Source organism: Pontibacter virosus (assembly GCF_003096355.1).
Lineage (GTDB): Bacteria > Bacteroidota > Bacteroidia > Cytophagales > Hymenobacteraceae > Pontibacter > Pontibacter virosus.
In genome coordinates this window covers 19,859-36,552 of the sequence record NZ_QEKI01000005.1, presented here as the reverse complement: position 1 = coordinate 36,552, position 16,694 = coordinate 19,859, and the positions used below count along the sequence as shown (strand labels likewise).

Here is a 16,694-nt window from a genome sequence, read left to right as displayed (position 1 = left end):
GATATATCGCAATAGATTGTTGCTGGTGCAGTCATCTTAGTCGATTAATTGCTCAAATAATAATTTTTCACCAGTTGAAGCGAGCAGTGGCTCTTCGCTATACCTACACCTTACTCCCTGATTACCGTTTGCTTCCCGCTTTCATCAATTTTAATAATACGCGAAGGTCGCGCTTCCACGTCTTCATCCTGCCTCCACTGCACCACATAATCAACCCGCTCCTTTATGGTATCAGATACCTCAGAAAAAGCTTTAGGTGCAGGTTCTCCGCTCACATTGGCCGAGGTAGACACTAGCGGACGACCGATTTGCTGCATCAGGCGGTGGCAGAACTCATCTTTGGCGATGCGCATACCAATGCTGCCGTCTTCAGCAATCAGTTCCTGGGGCAGGTTCTGGGCCCCTGACAGCACAAAGGTCGTAGGTCGCTCCTGTGCGTTGACCAACTCTTCAAAATCCTCTGGCAAATCACGCACGTAGCGGCGCAGCATTTCCACATCGCTTACCAGCACGATCATCGACTTGGACTCCTCCCGCTCCTTTATCTTAAAAATCTTCTTAACAGCCTGGGCATTTTCGGCGTCACAGCCAATGCCCCAAACCGTATCGGTCGGGTATAAAATGACGTTGCCAACCAGCAACTCATCTTCTGCCGCCTGTACCGCTTTCAGTAAGTGATTCATTTTTTTGATGGTTAAATTGTTTAATTGTTAAATGGTTGTTTCTCTAAGAGTTTACACCCAAACAGAAATAATAGCTGAGTTCAACAATTCAACAATGCAGCCATTCAACAATTTACCTAATCTCCTGCGTCAGTTCTACCAACACCCCGTTGGCGCTTTTAGGGTGCACGAAGCACACCAGCTTGTTATCGGCACCTTTTTTGGGTGTTTCGTTCAGAAGTATGAAGCCTTCTCCTCTCAGTCTGTCCATTTCAGCAAGTATATCTTCCACTTCAAAGGCAATATGATGTATACCTTCACCGCGCTTTTCGATGAATTTGCTGATGGCACTATCGGGTGTGGTACCCTCTAAAAGCTCTATTTTAGTGCCACCTACCTTGAAGAAAGAGGTGTTTACTGCCTCTGACTCCACAAACTCTGTTTTATAGGGCTCTACGCCCAGCAGTTTAAAATACAGGGCATTTGCCGCACTGAAATTTTTAACCGCTATACCTATATGTTCTACGTTTACCATTTTCAATTTGTAATTAGTCTAAGTAACCTTTTTTTGTTAATTTTGCAGGGAATTCAAAACTAATAATTTCTCACAACTGTTATTACAACAGTACAAAAAGAGATAAAAAATAGTGATATGCTAACATTCCCGATATACTTAGACAACAACGCCACTACACCGCTTGACCCGCGCGTGCTGGAGGCCATGATGCCGTACTTCACTGGCAAGTTTGGCAACGCCGCTTCCCGCAATCACGCGTTCGGCTGGCATGCCGAAGAGGCTGTTGACTATGCCCGTGAGCAAATCGCCTCACTCATCAACTGTTCACCAAAAGAAATCATCTTCACTTCTGGCGCTACCGAGTCTGACAACCTGGCGATCAAAGGCGTGTTTGAGATGTATGCATCTAAAGGTAACCACATTATCACGGCAACTACCGAGCACAAAGCGGTGCTGGATACCTGCAAGCACATCGAGAAAATCGGTGGCAAAGTAACGTACCTGCCAGTAAACGCAGAGGGTCTTATTGACTTGAAGCAACTGGAGGAGTCGATTACCGACAAGACCATCCTGATCTCGATCATGTATGGCAACAACGAAGTGGGTGTAATTCAGCCGATTCGTGAGATTTCTGCCATTGCCAAAAAGCGCGGTGTGCTGTTCTTTACAGACGCAACGCAGGCGGTGGGCAAGATTCCTGTAGACGTAGAGGCTGACGGCATTGACCTGATGGCTTTCTCTGGTCACAAAATGTACGGACCGAAAGGTGTTGGTGCCTTGTATGTGCGTCGCAAGAACCCACGTGTGAAAGTTACTGCCCAGATGGACGGTGGCGGACACGAGCGCGGTATGCGCTCTGGTACACTGAACGTGCCGGGTATCGTTGGTCTGGGTAAGGCCTGTGAGATTGCCAAGCAGGATATGGAAAAAGATACTGCTCGTCTTTCAGCCATGCGCGACAGATTAGAGAAAGAGCTTCTGACCATCGAGGAGTCTTATGTGAATGGTTCACGTGAGCATCGTCTGCCGCATGTAACGAACATCTCCTTCAAATATGTAGAGGGTGAAGGCCTGATGATGGGCGTGAAAGACATCGCCGTTTCTTCGGGTTCTGCCTGTACATCAGCATCTTTAGAACCTTCTTACGTGTTAAAAGCGTTAGGACTAAGTGACGACCTGGCACACTCTTCGTTGCGCTTCGGTTTGAGCCGCTTCACAACTGAAGAGGAAATCGACTATGCCATCAACCACACGAAAGAGGCTGTTGCCAAACTGCGCGAGATGTCGCCACTTTGGGAGATGTTTAAAGAAGGTATCGACCTGAACTCAATTGAGTGGGCAGACCACTAAGATTTAATTAATAATGTATAATGAGGAATGAATAATTGCTCGGTATATATTAATCATTAATCATTAACTAATCAGTAATTATAAATAGCTATGGCTTATTCAGATAAAGTAATCGACCATTATAACAACCCACGCAACGTTGGTACGCTTGACAAAGCGAAGAACAACGTGGGTACTGGCCTTGTAGGTGCGCCTGAGTGCGGTGACGTAATGCGTCTCCAGATTGAAGTGGACGAAAACCAGATCATCACCGACGCGAAGTTCAAGACCTTCGGTTGTGGTTCTGCGATCGCTTCTTCATCGCTGGCTACCGAGTGGCTGAAAGGCAAGTCTGTTGATGAGGCACTGTCCATCGACAACATGGACATTGTAGAAGAACTGGCTTTGCCTCCTGTGAAGATCCACTGCTCTGTGCTGGCCGAAGACGCAATTAAGTCTGCCATCAACGACTACAGAGTAAAGAACGGCCTTCCAGCATTGGAAATGCCGAAGTCTCACCACTAAGACCTGGACTCACGCATGGAGTCAACGACCGAGGTGCACGTTGAGAGTGCACGCATTCAAAAGCAGATTGAAAACCACTTAGGCTTAAGTGGCGACAGTCTGCTTTTCGAATTCAGAAAGCTGGACAACAAAGTGCGTCTGGACCTGATTACGGTGAACCCGCGCCACCACCAGTCGTTCCTCTTCCACACAGAAGTAGGATACGATAAGGTAGACGTGCTCCGTAAAATGCTGGACTACGTGCAAAGTTACAAGGAAAAAGAGAGCCCCTATACCGTGCAGTGGATGGCCCGTGGTGACAAGGAGTTGAATACTTCCTACTTCCGGGCGCGTAATATGTACGAGGCACTCGACAAGTTATACTTTGGCCGGGACATGAACACAATCACTGTTTTCAGTGTGGTGCTGAATCCGGTATCTTAAAGAAAGAATCGTTATGATAACAGTATCAGATAAAGCAAAAGAGAAAGTATTGAAGCTGAAGCAGGATGCCCAGCTCGACGATACGTTTCGCCTGCGCGCATCTGTAGCCGGAGGCGGTTGTTCCGGGCTTTCCTATAACCTCGACTTCGACGACGAGGTGAAGCCAATGGACCAGGAGTTCGAAGATAAAGGCATCAAGGTAGTGGTAGACATGAAGAGTTTCCTATACCTGGCCGGTACTGAACTCGACTTTTCAGACGGTTTGAATGGTAAGGGATTCTACTTCAACAACCCGAACGCCTCCCGTACCTGCGGTTGCGGCGACAGCTTCTCCGTTTAAAAGACAGCAGCTTATACAGAGCAAAAGAGCCCGCTATTAGTAGCGGGCTCTTTTGCTTTTCTATCTATGCCGTAGCTACTCTTCAGGTATAGCTACTTCTTCAGAAATCTTAGCGACTGCCTCTCCCCCATTTCATTCGAGAGAACCAAGGTATAATTGCCATGCCCTAGACGGCTAACATTCAACGAGTGGGTATAGCCTTTCAGACTTTGCCGAAGTACGATGCGCCCCATCTTGTCATACACAGCAGCATCGTAGGTTACGTGAGCAAGCGGCAACTCTACCTTTAATTCCTGTTGAGCAAGTGTCGGGTATGCTGTGGCTACCTTGGCCTGCTGGTTCGAAACTGCGATTATATTGGTATAGGTATAAGTCAAGTCTTCGTCAACTTGCTTCAGTCTGTAGTAGGATGTGCCTAAGAGTGGCTCCCGGTCGTGAAAGGTATAGTGTGTGGTCAAACTCGTAGTACCTTGTGAATTCACAATGCCTAATGTTGTAAAATGCTTTGCGTCAGCGCTTCGCTCTACTTCAAAGTGTCGGCTATCCTGCTCCGAAGCTGTTGTCCAGTTCAGCTCAACTGCTTTGGCTACTACCCGGGCAGTAAACTTAGTAAGCTCAACTGGAAGCGGGATATAATCAGGTTCGAAATTCCAGGTGACTTTCACGTCATCGATCGCCAGTCCGTGGTCCTGGTGCAACTCGTCGGGGTCATACCAGCGCAGCATGACGTAGTAGCCGTCAGGTATCACTTCGGGTAAGGTATAGGTGAACTCTTTTCGATTTACAGGTGCGTTACCGTCAATATTCCCCGTATTTCTAAGGGCCGGACTATTAAATTGCATTGATGGTACAGTAGTCCAGCCAAGTGTATTGAGACTAACGGTCAAGTTGAAATAAGAAGGGTACTCGGCTATAGCGTAGCTGAATAACAACCGTTGCACATCAGTATTGGCGCTGCCCACGCGCCATTGTTCTGCTATGTAGGCTATATCTAGCTCAGTAATTGTTCTTCCAGATGTATTTTGCAGGAGCAGATTATACGTTACTTCTCCTGATTTTGCAGCGGTTATAGCACCAAGTGCCCTCTCGGAAGAACCATTATGACCATAACTGAATAATGCACCTGTATTGGAAGAACCATTATTTACCAGCATTGCATAGCTAGCAGTAGAGCTATATACTGCCCAACCATCTGGCAAGAAAATATTCGTGCCCAGTTGATAGTCGCCTGAGACTGAAGGAAGCGTATTAAAATCCTGGGCATAAGTCGTTACGAACCTCCCCATCTCTATTGCTTGTCCTCGAGCGGGCATCATAGAACCAACTGCAATCCACAGGACTCCCAGCACCGCTAAATTTGCGGCATGGGCAATGTTCATTTTCATATTAATGACTAAAAGTAAAGTTATAAATATCTATAGTAAAACTATGTTATTAAAAAATATTTATACTAACTCTTAACCATATACCTAAAGTTCAAAAAGGGTAGGAAATATTTGGAAAATTCAAACAATGTTCAAACAACGGAATAATCAAAACCATCACACTGATTATCAGTTGATAGAGCCTTACTAGCGACGGCTAAAAGTAAGACTAGGGAGAGTGAAATGTAGTAAACAGAGAAGTTTGGCCACTTGTAAAAGGTATAAAGAAGATACTGCTTCTACCCCTCCCTACTCACAATCTGATTCAGATTAGCCGTTTTGAAATGCTGGTATACCCTTAGCACAATGGCAAGTGCCACGGCAGCTTCTGCAGCTGCGACCAGGATAACGAAGAGTGAAAATAATTGACCCTGCATCAATTGGGGGTCGTGACGGCTGAAGGCAACCAAATTGAGGTTGGCTGCATTAAAGATCAACTCTATACCCATCAGCACCACCACCGCATGTCGCTTGGTAATGACAGCCAAGACGCCGATCGTAAACAGGGCAGCGCTCAGCAGTAGGATATGTTCGAGGGGTATCTGAGTCAGCATTATACTTTCTGTTTGTCAGTGGCGATGTAGGCAGCTCCTATAAGCGCAATAAGCAGCAGCAAAGAGGCTATTTCGAAAGGCAGCACAAAGTCGGTCATCAGTTTTATACCAATCATCTGCACCGTGCTCTTTTGCCCAGCCAGTACATTAGTATCAGCCTGTTGGATCCATGGAAGCGAACTGAAACCAACCTTCCAAATGGTATAACTTAACCCGATCAACGTGAGCATAGAGATCGTAATGCCCCATCCAACATTCACATTTTCTGACATCACGGACTTATCGTGCACACGGCTGCTGAGCATGATGCCGAAGAGGATCAGCACGAGCACACCACCTACGTATACCATCAGTTGCGTGACGGCTACAAAATCGGCGAAGAGCAGCACATAGATAGCAGCAACGCTTAAGAGGGTGAGCAGCAGCGAGAAACCGGCGTATAGCAGATTACGCGTCAACACCATATAGGCTCCCGATAGTACAGCTACCGCTGCGAAAATGTAAAAAAGCATTTATTCGGTTCCGGTTTTTAGTTACGGCTTAATTGGTAAAAGCGAACAACAACATGTTTCCTCCCTAACGAATGTATCCAACCTTTCAGCAATCTAACGATTTTATTTATTGCTGCTTTCGGGCGGCGAGTGCGGCTGCTTTGGCTGCGGCCATTTCTTCTTGTTGCTTGGCCAGAAGCTGTTTTTTCTCCTCCGCCTGCTCAGGCGTCAGGTCCGTGAAGTGGTAGATCATGTTCTTAATGTCTACTTCAGCAAAGTCGTACACAGGCGTCATGGTCAGGCAGTCGGTTGGGCAGACCGTGGTGCAAAGGCCGCAGTAGCAGCACTTGGCCATGTCAATATCAAACACGGGAGCATAAAGGCGCTTTTTGGTGCCGTCTGAAGTCATCCCGATCTCCTCAGTTGCCTTCACCGATTCGATGGTGATGCAGTTGACAGGACAAATTTTGGCACAAAGGTCGCACACAATGCAATCGTCTATCTCGTTGTGCAAACGGTAGCGGCCATTCTCCGGAACAGGTATAGCCTCGTAGGGGTAAGTAAGCGTTACGAGTCCCTCTGGCTGCTTAAAGTAGTTCTCGTCCATCACCGGCACAGGCGCACGTCGCTTATCGGCATTTCGGAAATGCCGCCAGGTCAGCCTCAAGCCACTCAGCAGCGACTTCACTACTTCCCAGAATCCGGTTTTATGTGTAACAGACGATTTTTTCATATTATTTGTGTCTGAATAAGCTAGAAGCCAATTTGATACTTCCCAGAAGGAATTAGCAACCTAATTTTCAACACTTTACTCTTTCTTACGCTTAAACTCCTACACTTTCTGATATCTAAACTTACACCATTAGCAGCCGCCAGATACCTGCCAGCAGCACAATGACTAAAGCTACAGGCGTAAGCACTTTCCAGCACAGGTACATCAACTGGTCTACACGCAAACGCGGGTACGTCCAGCGGATCTGCAATTGCAGGAACAGCAGTACAAAGGTTTTGCTGAGCAGCCAGAAGCCACCCCACAGTATACCTGACAGCTCCCCTACCGTGCCGGTTGTCCAGTTGGCCAACTTCAGCGTGGTCAGGTTCGGCAGCGGTGTATTCCAACTCCCCAGAAAGAGGATAACGGCCACCAGACTGACCAAAACCATCATGCTGTACTCTGCCAGAAACAGGATTGCAAACCGGAAGCCTGAGTACTCCACGTGAAAACCCGCCACCAGTTCCGATTCTGCTTCTGGTATATCAAACGGTGCACGGTTACTCTCGGCCAGCGATGCGATAAAATAGATCACAAAAGCGACCAGCAAAAGCGGCGCGCGGAAAATATTCCAGGTTGTGATGCCGCCTATGTTCGTGGTATTTATACCTAAGGCTTCGATACCGAAGAGCCAGTTCTTTTCAAACTCAAGTCCGGGGAAACGGTTGAGCAGGACACCTTGCTGGTAGCTGATCTCCTGAAAATCGAGTGACTGGCAGATCATTACAACAGATAGAATGGCCAATCCGGCCGGTATTTCATATGATACAATTTGCGCCACGGAGCGCATGGCACCCAGCATGGCGTACTTGTTATTGGAGCCCCAGCCGGCCATAAGCAAGCCCACCACATCCAGTGAAATGATGGCCAACAGATAAAAAACGCCAATGCCTATACCTGCAGGTATAAGATCCGGCGTGAAAGGGATAACGGCAAAGCCTGCGAACACTGCGGCAAAGATGAGAATAGGTGCCAGCTTAAAAAGCTTTTTGTCAGCGGCGGCCGGCACGATGTCTTCTTTCTGCAGCAGCTTCAGCACATCCAGCACCGACTGCAGGGAGCCGTAAGGTCCGGCTTCGGTTGGCCCCATACGGTCTTGCATAAAAGCAGCCACCTTACGCTCCGCATACGCCAACACAATGACGATACCCAGCAGTAGCATAAGTGTCAGCAAAAAGGCAAGCATAGGCAATCAGGGTTTAGGAACGCGCAAAGGTAGTTTTTAATCTGCTAATGTGCTAAACGCACCGTCCGGTTAAATGCCATTAGCGGCTGTCAGGATGATCGGCTCTCCGTCTGTTATCAGGATCGTGTGTTCATGCTGTGCAACGTAAGCTCCCACATCCGCCAGCAGTGTCCAACCGTCGCCTTGCTCATGCACATAGCTTCCTTTGGTTGAGATGAAAGTTTCTACGGCTACCACGGTGTTTTTCCGAAACCTGCGGGTCTCGTGCTTGTCATAGAAACAAGGTATCTCGTGGGGCTCTTCGTGCAGACTACGCCCTACGCCATGACCAACCAGATTCTTGATTACTTTGAAGCCATTCTTCTTTGCTTCTGTTTCTATAACACGGCCTATTTCAGCTATTTTTACACCGCCTTTTATTTCCTGCAGTGCCTTGTGCAGTGCTCTAACAGAAGTATCCACTAGCTTGCCCAGGCTGTTGATGTCCTCTCCCAGGATAAAAGAGCCACCATTATCGGCGTAATAGCCATCGAGCTCAGCAGACACATCAATGTTCACCAGGTCACCATCTTTCAGCACTGTTTTATCAGACGGTATACCGTGTGCAGCCTCGTTATTGATGCTGATACAGGTATAGCCGGGAAAATCGTAGGTGATCTTCGGTGCCGACTGCGCCCTGTAAGACTGCAGGATACTATAACCAAATTCGTCCAGTTCCTTCGTCGTCATACCGGGCTTGGCATGCTCGCGCATTTGTTTGAGGGTAAGCGCCACGGCTTCGCTCACCTTTTTTATACCTACCAGATCCTCTTCTGATTCTATTGACATCGCTATACCTTTCTCAACTTGAATAAAACACTATCCCTCCACCAAATGGGGCACAAACTGCGAAAGGTTGGTGATGATGCCTTTCTCGCGGCGGAAACCGATGGCAGCCCCTTCGCCTGACCAAAACACCCCGGCCTGGTACTGGTAGCCTTTGGTGTCTTCTGGCAGTTCGCACCAGCGTTGGTATACCTGCTGCTGCTTATCGTACTCACCCCGAACTTTTGTCACACGTCCACGGTCCATTACCTCCACGCTCTGTCCTTCACGCCCGAAGTACGGTTTCTTGATGTACTTACCCGTCAACGGCTCGATATCGGCCTCCAGCAAAAGCGGGTGGTATGGGAAAGCCTTCCAGAGCCAGGCCAGCATGCCTTTGCTTTGAAACAACAAGGTATAGGCAGGGTTGGCGATGGTAATGGTGCGAGAGCGGGCCAGCAAGGTCAGAGTTTGCAAGAGTTCGGGCTCTTCCCAGACAATCTGCTCCCAGGGCAGGAGCTTGAACAGGAACGGAAAGTGGCGCCACTGCTCCGACTCTACCTGCGCCCAAACGCCTTTTTCTTCGCCTTCTGTTGAGAAGCTTACCTCTTCGATCGGGCAAAGGTGGGCATCGAAACCCGCTTCATTAGCGGCTTGCGTAATAACGGAGCAGTTAGCCTCGTCCTCGGCGCTAGCCCCGATATAAGTAACCAGTAAGGCAGGCGCTAAGTCTTCATTTCGCTCACGCCATACCCTGAGCTGCTCTACCAAAGCTTCGTACAGACCAGAATACTGCAAAGCATCATGCTTACCAGCTGCAGCCAGACTTGCCCACTGCACCACGGCAGTTTCAGGTATAGAGGTGGCAGTATCGGCATTAAACTCCAACATCTTGGGTCCATCCGGTGTCATGGCCAGGTCAAATCGGCCATACAGATGCACCTGCCGCTCGTCGTTCCAGGAGAGGCGCACCAGTTGCCAAAGGTTTTCCGGTATACCCAGCACTTTCAGGAAAGCATCCGGAAGATCATTCGGAATGGCCTGTGCCATCATGGTATAGAGGGAGCTGGCGGCATCGAGCAGCTCCTCGGCTTCCTCTTCCGTGATGACGACCGCTTCGCCGGGCACATAATTGGCGCAGCCGTCTTCCACGCACCACTCCCAGCCCAGACCGCGCACTGCCTTCTCCACATCCCCTTTATGGGGTTTCACCTGTATGCTTGTCTTCGAATTTTCTGACATGAAATGCTTTGAACTAAAAGGTTGAAACGCGAAAGAAGGTATCGGCACAAGCATAGCGGCTTATACAGATACCTTCAGAATAAGGTATAACACCTTCGAAACAAGCCGTTATACCTGCAAAATGTTTATACCTCCGGGAGGTCCTGCTTGTCTTATCTGCTTAGGCTCCCGCTCCGCTGCTGCGCCCACGGAAGTAGCCACGCTGGCCTGAGCGCGGCGCGGTAGACTGCTGACGATACGTTTGCACGTTCTGACGCCAGGCGGCCGTGTTATTCATTACAGCAGGGTTAGCGTAGTAAGCAGGTCTAGGTGACATCATGCGGCCCGCCATAAAGCCCATGGCGCTCCACCACAATACGTTGCCCATACCGAAACCGCCTTGATTGTACTGCTGCTGATTGTTGGCAATATCACGCATCTGATTTTCGAGCGCCAGCCCTTGCAGCGTGTCCACGCGGCCGTCGTTGTACTTCAAAATGGCCATGTTCTGGCCCGGCGCTGTAGTGCGCTCATCGGTGATCTTCCACTGGTCGGGTGCTTCTTCAGTCAGTTCCGTTACGACCCCATCCGGCACTGGCACCTCTGTGCCGGCATTCCATTCATCGTTGGTTTGCGTATTGGAGTCACAGCTGGTCAACCCCATTGTAGCGGCGGCCGCTACAATAAAGGCATTGCGCTTAAAGTCCCCTATGGTCAAATATCGCTTTTTCATAAGATTTTCTCGGTTGCAGTATAAAGGTACTCATTTTACGGGATTTTTGGAAGGATGGGGTTTGGGTTTGCTTGTTGAATTACTGAATGGTTAAATTGCTGGGTGCACGATTGACCTACTCCTCCAGAGAGCAGAGCCGTTTGACTCTACTGTTTTGTCATCCTGAAAGGATCTTGGTAGCAAATGGTATTGGCTCAACCTTCCCGGGCTAAGGGCCCTCTATTTTAACCAAGTTTCTTAACTGAATGACGGTAAATTTGGGTGTGCCTCCTTAGATTGAAACCATTTTCTCAGAAGGTATTAACTTACACGCTTGCAAGAATTGCAAATGGATACAGACTTCAACAACTCTATGGTTTAACGTCGCTACATTATAACTCTCTAACTCCTAAACTCTAAAACTCCCAAACTTCCCCTACTCCCACAGCGGGTAATGCTCCAGGTGCACTTTCCGTTTAAAAAAGATGCGGGTGCTTTCTTCAAATGACCTGGTAAAATCCGACACATAGAAGGCATGGTCGCTTAGCAGCTCCTCTGAAACCAGGTCATTGGTTTCCAAAAACCTGCGGACGTGTTTTGCCACGATCTGGCTGGCGTCGAGCACATCCACTTTGCCTTGGTAGTAATTTTCGATCTGTTTCTTGATGAGCGGATAGTGCGTGCAACCCAGTATCAGTGCCTCTATACCTTGCAGTTCGTGGGCCGACAGGTAAGTGTGAATCACATTCTCAGAGATGGAATCATTGAAGAAGCCCTCTTCGATCATAGCGGCGAGCAACGGCGTGGCGTAAGATTTCAGCGTAATTTCCAGATCCAGTGCATCGATCTTTTTGAGGTACACATTCGAGTTGACTGTTTGCTTCGTGCCGATAAGCCCAATGGTTTTGCCCGCGTAGGTCTTGCCAATATGCTCCACCACCGGATCGATTACATTGAGCACACGGGCCTTACTGCCCACGTATTCCTTCACGAGTTCGTAAGCAGCTGCAGAGGCCGAGTTGCAGGCTATCAAAATCACTTTACAATGTTGGCGGAGCAGCAAATCACATATCTTAACGGCGTAGGCCTGTATCGCGGCGGTTGACTTATCTCCATAAGGCAAGTGGGCTGTGTCGCCGAAGTATACCAGCCGTTCATTGGGCAACTCCGCCACAATCGCTTGGGCTACTGTAAGTCCGCCAATACCACTGTCAAAAACCCCGATTGGGTATGTTCTTTTTCTTTCTCCCATAGGCGCTAAGTTATGCTAAAAACAACTAAATAAGATGTTCACCATGATTTTAAGATCATTCACTTATTTTAATGCTTGCATTGAATTTTTCAAACTTATTATTGAGTTGTAAATCAGCGTAGGGACTGATTTAAAATAGATAAATATTATTTTTACAATATATTTTTTAAAATAATTTTAATCATTTATATTTAACTACCTTATACTAAAGTGAATACCAATATTCACCTTTAGCTACCACAAGCAGCACCACGTTGGCTTTATCAACAGAGCAGATAAAGCAGATTATCCACCCCTCAGCCTAACCCTTATGCCAACAGCTATCACAGACTCTGCATTTATCATTTCGACCGCTTCACCAGTTGTGAAACGCGCTCCTCTGTATGGTAGTTTTATTAGTCGCTTTGTAGCGTTCCTTATCGATACGACCATACTCGTGTTCTGGTATTCGATCATCCTTTACTCTATGGCTGAGCACTCAATGCAATTCAATACATGGAAGCAGGTGGTGTACAATGGCGGTATAAGCTTACTTGAGTTTGAGGCGGTGCTGCAGCTGTTCTTCTACAGCCTGTATTTCCCTGTGCTACACTGGCTCTACTATACCCTGCTGGAGGCTTCACCGAAGCAGGCAACCGTTGGCAAGTTTACCTTAGGCCTGAAAGTGACGGACCTACGCGGCAAGCGCATTTCTTTCCTGCAGGCAAATGTGCGCTATTTTTCCCGTATCCTTTCAGCGCTGCCACTCCTGCTGGGCTTTCTGCTCATACAGTTCACCCGCCGCAGGCAGTCACTGCACGATTACGTGGCCCGCACCCTGGTAATGACGGACCAATAAATTGCACTATTTTTTCACTATATACCCAACACCCCTTTTATCCGAACGTATATTATACCTTGTAAAACAACAAGAAAGGAGGCAATGATGCGTTTTATCCCAACCCGTTTTCATGGAATACTGGACTATTTATATGGTGTTTTACTCATCGCATCGCCCTGGCTGTTTGACTTTGCCGCCGGTGGTGCCGAAACGTGGGTACCTGTTGTAATTGGTGCGATTGTGCTTATGCAAACGATCTTGACGGACTTCGAAATGGGTCTGGTGAAAAAGATCCCGATGCAGACGCACTTGATGCTTGACTTTGGTATAGGCGTTATCCTGGCGCTATCACCATGGCTGTTTGGCTTTGCTGACCGCGTTTATACGCCACACCTGATCTTCGGTGTATTCTCGATACTGGCTTCGCTGACGACACACCGTACGCCAAGCAGGGCTTACAAGACGAATGCAGTACACGAAGATCCTTTAAGATAAACCACATAAACCATGTGTAACGCAACAGGCTGACTCCATCAGGTCAGCCTGTTTTATTTTGCCTGCTCCATAGCGCAGAAATGCCTAAATTTGCCTTATGAATTACCTATCCGCAGATAATATATCGAAAAGCTTTGGCGAACGCTGGCTTTTCAAAAACCTGAATTTTGGCCTCAGCCAGGGGCAGCGTGTAGCGCTAGTAGGCGTGAACGGCTCCGGCAAAACCACCCTGCTGAATGTGCTGGCAGGCAAACTGCCCCCCGATGAAGGCAGCGTGAGCGTGCGCAAAGAAGTCACGATCGGTTTCCTGGGCCAGAACCCTGAGTTTGACGAGGAACTGACCGTACAGCAAACCATTTTTGGCGGACAGGGCGAAGTGCTCGATACTATACGCGACTATGAAGTGGCCATCTCTCACCCTGACACCAGCGCGGAGGTCATGCAGCAACTGATGGAGCGCATGGACGAACTGCAGGCCTGGGATTTTGAGATCAAAGTAAAGCAGATCCTCTCCAAACTAGGTATACACAACCTGGAGCAGCAGATCAAGCACCTTTCAGGTGGGCAGCGCAAGCGCGTAGCCATGGCGCGTGTGCTGATCGAAGAACCCAGCATGCTGATCCTGGATGAGCCTACCAACCACCTGGACCTGGATACCATTGAGTGGCTCGAAGGCCTGCTCTCCACGCAGAACACCTCGCTGCTGATGGTGACGCACGACCGTTACTTCCTCGACAAAGTGGCCAACGAAATAGCCGAGCTCGACAACGGCGAACTCTATACCTACAAAGGCAACTACAGCTATTTTGTGGAGAAAAAGGCCTCCCGCGAGGAGATGGCTGCAGCGGAAACTGAAAAGGCGCGCAACCTGATGCGCAAAGAACTCGACTGGATTCGTCGTCAGCCAAAGGCCCGCGGCACCAAAGCCAAGTACAGAGTAGACGCCTTTGAGGAACTGAAAGAAAAAGCGGCCAAAAAAACAGCAGGTCCACAACTGGAGCTCTCCGTCAAGACCACGCGTCAGGGCGGCAAAATCATCGAGGTAGATCATATTTCGAAATCATTTGGCAACAAGAAGATCGTAGATGATTTTTCTTATGTGTTCAAGAAGAAAGACCGCATCGGTGTGGTGGGCCCGAACGGTGCAGGCAAGTCTACTTTCCTGAACATGCTCACGGGCAAACTGCAGCCTGACAGCGGCACCATCGACGCTGGCCAGACTACTGTGTTCGGTTACTATACCCAGGACGAGTTGACCTTTAAGGAAGACCAGCGCGTAATCGACATTGTGAAGGAAATCGCTGAAGTGGTGGAGATGGCCAATGGCGAGGTAATCACGGCAAGTCAGTTCCTACAGCACTTCCAGTTTGCACCGCCGCAGCAGTATACCTTTGTGAGCAAGCTGAGCGGTGGCGAGAAGCGCCGTCTGCAGTTGCTGCGCGTGCTGATCAAGAACCCCAACTTCCTGATCCTCGACGAGCCTACCAATGACCTCGACATCATCACGCTCAACATACTCGAAGACTTCCTGCTTAACTTCGGTGGCTGTCTGCTGATGGTATCGCACGACCGCTACTTTATGGACCGGCTGGTGGAGCACCTGTTTGTATTCGAAGGCGAAGGCAAGATTCGCAACTTCCCGGGCAACTATACCGACTACCGCGAGTGGCTCAAGGAGCAGGAAAAAGTAGTGCAGGAGCCAAAACCAGCAGCTCCCGTTATGGAACAGAAACAGGAAAAGCCGGAAGGAAAGCGCAAACCGACCTATCAGGAGAAAAAAGAGTTTGAAGAGCTGGAAAAGGAAATGCCACGACTGGAGTCCCGCAGAACAGAGCTGATAGAAACCATGAACGCTGGCACCTCTACTGATCACGCACAGCTAAGCACCTGGGCCAAAGAACTGGAGCAGCTGAACGAGCAACTGGAAGAGATGGAAATGCGCTGGCTCGAGCTATCCGAAATCATGTAAAGTATATGATAACGCTATACCTTAAAACCGCCGGAGCAGCCTGTCTGTTTCGGCGGTTTCATTTCAAGCCCCTCACCGTTACGTACGCTTTCTCGTTGCGCTCACCCACCTTCACGATCTCACGCTCAAACTTGCGCGGGTGGTTAATGATCTCGTAAAAACTATCCAGGTAACTGAGCGACTGCCGCAAACCTGCTTTACTCAGGGGCTCACACTGCCTGTATACCGCATAGATCGGGGTACGATAGGAGTTAAAGGTATTAACCACTTCACGGTGCACATTTTCCGGAAAACTGTAGGCCCGATATAGGCGCTGCTTTACTGAATTTAGACCCAGTTCAGGCGGAGGGGAAGCATAAGGCGTTCCGACTATACCTGCGTAGTCGAAGTCGAAAGGCACGGGGGTGGGCGCAGAGAGGGAGTCGGGTGCCAGCAGGTCGATGTTGTGGCGGTAGGGCACCGACCAGTCGGTGTTGCCGATCATGTACTGAAAGAGTGCCAGCCGGGCCATGGCTTTTTGTTCCATGTGGTCCATCCCTATGACCCTTTTGCCAGGTATAAGCTTCATGTTGGTACGCTTGGCCATGGCCTTGTCATCCTCAATCAGAAAGGCATAACGTACTTCCTCCTTTCTCCTTCCGGTACTGTCTTCGTAAGTTACCTGGCACAAACGCACCCGAAAGCTCTCTTCCGCCAGAATGTTGTACACCTTATACACGAGGTACTCTCGCAGCACAAATTCATCACCGATGCAGTGTGTCACCAGTTTCAGTTTGTTCTGCCCTTCGAAAATAGAGCCTTTTGGCATCTTCTTTCGGATCAGGTTGAGCATGAGCGGCGGAAAACGGCAGACGTTGGCATCACGACGACGGTTCCCCCGCACCATAACCCGAAGTGGCATATGCACCGCAGTTCCGGCACCGTCGGCATAAGAAAGTGTGGCTGTGTGATACTGTCTTTCATCGCCACGGTCTTTTAGCAGCCGCTGGTAGTTCACCACCAGCGTAAACTTCAGCACTGAGTCCTCCGAAAACAGATCCTTTGGTTTAGCTGATTGCCTGTTTTGCCGTTCGGTTGTGCTTAGTTGCTCAATTGGATATACCGGCGCTTGCCCCTGCAAAGGCAGGTATAGCACCATGGCAAACACCAACGGGTATAACCGCCACTTGAAGCCATCAAAAATCTGGGAAATTGCCAT

Annotated in this window: 19 protein-coding genes; 7 read left to right on the top strand and 12 right to left on the bottom strand. The window is 48.9% G+C overall.

Going from position 1 to position 16,694, the window contains the following annotated elements:
- Window positions 1-110 precede the first annotated feature (110 nt).
- Window positions 111-683, bottom strand: a complete 573-nt coding sequence (locus C8E01_RS09140) for an L-threonylcarbamoyladenylate synthase (protein ID WP_116543068.1) — start codon at window positions 681-683, stop codon at window positions 111-113.
- A 112-nt stretch (window positions 684-795) separates the two neighbouring features.
- Window positions 796-1,197 carry a methylmalonyl-CoA epimerase gene (gene mce, locus C8E01_RS09135; RefSeq protein ID WP_116543067.1) on the bottom strand — a complete coding sequence of 134 codons (402 nt, stop codon included), beginning with the start codon at window positions 1,195-1,197 and terminating at the stop codon, window positions 796-798.
- Window positions 1,198-1,314: 117 nt separating this feature from the next.
- Here mce and C8E01_RS09130 point away from each other — a divergent pair, with 117 nt between their 5' ends.
- From C8E01_RS09130 to C8E01_RS09115, 4 genes are all read left to right on the top strand, one after another.
- Complete coding sequence (locus C8E01_RS09130; RefSeq protein WP_116543066.1) at window positions 1,315-2,529, top strand: IscS subfamily cysteine desulfurase; 1,215 nt, start codon at window positions 1,315-1,317, stop codon at window positions 2,527-2,529.
- A gap of 90 nt (window positions 2,530-2,619) precedes the next feature.
- Window positions 2,620-3,033 (top strand): Fe-S cluster assembly scaffold IscU, encoded by a 414-nt coding sequence (iscU, locus tag C8E01_RS09125; RefSeq protein WP_018478387.1) that lies wholly within the window; start codon window positions 2,620-2,622, stop codon window positions 3,031-3,033.
- Window positions 3,034-3,048: 15 nt separating this feature from the next.
- On the top strand, window positions 3,049-3,456 hold the full coding sequence (locus C8E01_RS09120; RefSeq protein ID WP_116543065.1) for a hypothetical protein: 408 nt from the start codon (window positions 3,049-3,051) through the stop codon (window positions 3,454-3,456).
- Between the two features lie 13 nt (window positions 3,457-3,469).
- Entirely contained in the window at window positions 3,470-3,796 is a 327-nt protein-coding gene (locus C8E01_RS09115; RefSeq protein WP_007656691.1) for a HesB/IscA family protein, read from the top strand.
- Between the two features lie 92 nt (window positions 3,797-3,888).
- Here C8E01_RS09115 and C8E01_RS21910 read toward each other — a convergent pair whose 3' ends face one another.
- From C8E01_RS21910 to murI, 9 genes are all read right to left on the bottom strand, one after another.
- Window positions 3,889-4,638 carry a T9SS C-terminal target domain-containing protein gene (locus tag C8E01_RS21910; RefSeq protein ID WP_243409498.1) on the bottom strand — a complete coding sequence of 250 codons (750 nt, stop codon included), beginning with the start codon at window positions 4,636-4,638 and terminating at the stop codon, window positions 3,889-3,891.
- 821 nt (window positions 4,639-5,459) lie between these two features.
- Entirely contained in the window at window positions 5,460-5,774 is a 315-nt protein-coding gene (gene nuoK / locus C8E01_RS09105; protein WP_116543063.1) for an NADH-quinone oxidoreductase subunit NuoK, read from the bottom strand.
- A complete protein-coding gene (locus tag C8E01_RS09100; protein ID WP_116543062.1) occupies window positions 5,774-6,286 on the bottom strand; it encodes an NADH-quinone oxidoreductase subunit J family protein in 513 nt (170 codons plus the stop codon). Before C8E01_RS09100 ends, nuoK begins: the two co-directional genes overlap by 1 nt.
- A 106-nt stretch (window positions 6,287-6,392) precedes the next feature.
- Window positions 6,393-6,998: a NuoI/complex I 23 kDa subunit family protein gene (locus C8E01_RS09095; protein WP_243409497.1), complete on the bottom strand. Its 606-nt coding sequence runs from the start codon at window positions 6,996-6,998 to the stop codon at window positions 6,393-6,395.
- Window positions 6,999-7,119: 121 nt separating this feature from the next.
- Entirely contained in the window at window positions 7,120-8,223 is a 1,104-nt protein-coding gene (locus C8E01_RS09090; RefSeq protein WP_116543061.1) for a complex I subunit 1/NuoH family protein, read from the bottom strand.
- Between the two features lie 69 nt (window positions 8,224-8,292).
- Window positions 8,293-9,051, bottom strand: coding sequence for a type I methionyl aminopeptidase (gene map, locus C8E01_RS09085; protein ID WP_116543060.1), 759 nt, complete (start codon window positions 9,049-9,051; stop codon window positions 8,293-8,295).
- A gap of 30 nt (window positions 9,052-9,081) precedes the next feature.
- Window positions 9,082-10,269: a glutathionylspermidine synthase family protein gene (locus tag C8E01_RS09080; protein ID WP_116543310.1), complete on the bottom strand. Its 1,188-nt coding sequence runs from the start codon at window positions 10,267-10,269 to the stop codon at window positions 9,082-9,084.
- Between the two features lie 160 nt (window positions 10,270-10,429).
- On the bottom strand, window positions 10,430-10,981 hold the full coding sequence (locus C8E01_RS09075) for a hypothetical protein (RefSeq protein WP_116543059.1): 552 nt from the start codon (window positions 10,979-10,981) through the stop codon (window positions 10,430-10,432).
- Window positions 10,982-11,396: 415 nt separating this feature from the next.
- Window positions 11,397-12,212 carry a glutamate racemase gene (gene murI / locus C8E01_RS09070; RefSeq protein WP_116543058.1) on the bottom strand — a complete coding sequence of 272 codons (816 nt, stop codon included), beginning with the start codon at window positions 12,210-12,212 and terminating at the stop codon, window positions 11,397-11,399.
- Between the two features lie 310 nt (window positions 12,213-12,522).
- On the opposite strand from murI, the gene C8E01_RS09065 reads away from it, so the two are divergent.
- The 3 genes from C8E01_RS09065 to C8E01_RS09055 all read left to right on the top strand — a co-directional run bounded on the left by C8E01_RS09065 (window position 12,523) and on the right by C8E01_RS09055 (window position 15,496).
- Window positions 12,523-13,050, top strand: a complete 528-nt coding sequence (locus C8E01_RS09065; RefSeq protein WP_116543057.1) for an RDD family protein — start codon at window positions 12,523-12,525, stop codon at window positions 13,048-13,050.
- 84 nt (window positions 13,051-13,134) lie between these two features.
- Window positions 13,135-13,527, top strand: coding sequence for an SPW repeat domain-containing protein (locus C8E01_RS09060; RefSeq protein WP_243409496.1), 393 nt, complete (start codon window positions 13,135-13,137; stop codon window positions 13,525-13,527).
- A gap of 97 nt (window positions 13,528-13,624) precedes the next feature.
- A complete protein-coding gene (locus C8E01_RS09055; RefSeq protein WP_116543056.1) occupies window positions 13,625-15,496 on the top strand; it encodes an ABC-F family ATP-binding cassette domain-containing protein in 1,872 nt (623 codons plus the stop codon).
- A 58-nt stretch (window positions 15,497-15,554) separates the two neighbouring features.
- Here the strand turns inward: C8E01_RS09055 and C8E01_RS09050 are convergent, their stop codons facing one another.
- Window positions 15,555-16,694 carry a hypothetical protein gene (locus C8E01_RS09050; RefSeq protein ID WP_243409495.1) on the bottom strand — a complete coding sequence of 380 codons (1,140 nt, stop codon included), beginning with the start codon at window positions 16,692-16,694 and terminating at the stop codon, window positions 15,555-15,557.